The sequence below is a fragment of the Candidatus Symbiothrix dinenymphae genome (genome assembly GCF_001431085.1).
Window position 1 is genome coordinate 1 of the sequence record NZ_BBRU01000311.1, and the last position, 524, is coordinate 524.

General features: G+C 44.8%; 2 protein-coding genes. Both read right to left on the bottom strand.

Annotated elements, in window-relative coordinates; translation table 11 throughout:
* Positions 1–313, bottom strand: a 313-nt coding sequence (locus tag ASC50_RS03840; protein ID WP_056928730.1) for a helix-turn-helix domain-containing protein, incomplete at its 3' end; no start/stop codon positions are given.
* Between the two features lie 122 nt (positions 314–435).
* Complete coding sequence (locus tag ASC50_RS08480) at positions 436–519, bottom strand: phosphatidate cytidylyltransferase (RefSeq protein ID WP_226995383.1); 84 nt, start codon at positions 517–519, stop codon at positions 436–438.
* Between the last annotated feature and the right edge of the window lie 5 nt (positions 520–524).

Below are 524 nucleotides of genomic sequence, written 5' to 3' on the forward strand. Positions count from 1 at the left end.
CCTTTTTTTTAGGTGCCCTTTTTTTGACCAATAACTCTGCATCTTGCAATTTACGTCCCAAAACATCGTCAGATGCCATTGTAGCGATGTTTTTTTCCAAGCCCACCACAAACAGGACTTGTGCATAATAGCCGAACGACACGCTTGGCTCGCCTTTTTCAATCTGCCAAAGGGTGGAGCGCGAAATGCCTGCACGCTCGGCAATCTGCTCGGCACTCAGTCGCCGCCGCAGTCGAGCCAGCTTAATGTCAGCCCCCAATTCCGCAATAATTTGGGTCAGACGAGGCAATAATACAAATTTTGTCCGCTTCATAACTTCTAATATTTCGGACAAAGGTAGTGATTTTGTTTCAATTATCAAACATTATCTTATATAGCCGCCTCGTTCTAACAATAAAACCTGTTAAGTCTTGAAGACTTAACAGGTTTATAGAATCAGCAACAAGTGAAGAAAACAAGCGCATAAACCGCCAGCAGCAAACTATCGAAGCGGTCTAAGAAGCCACCGTGACCGGGCAACGCAT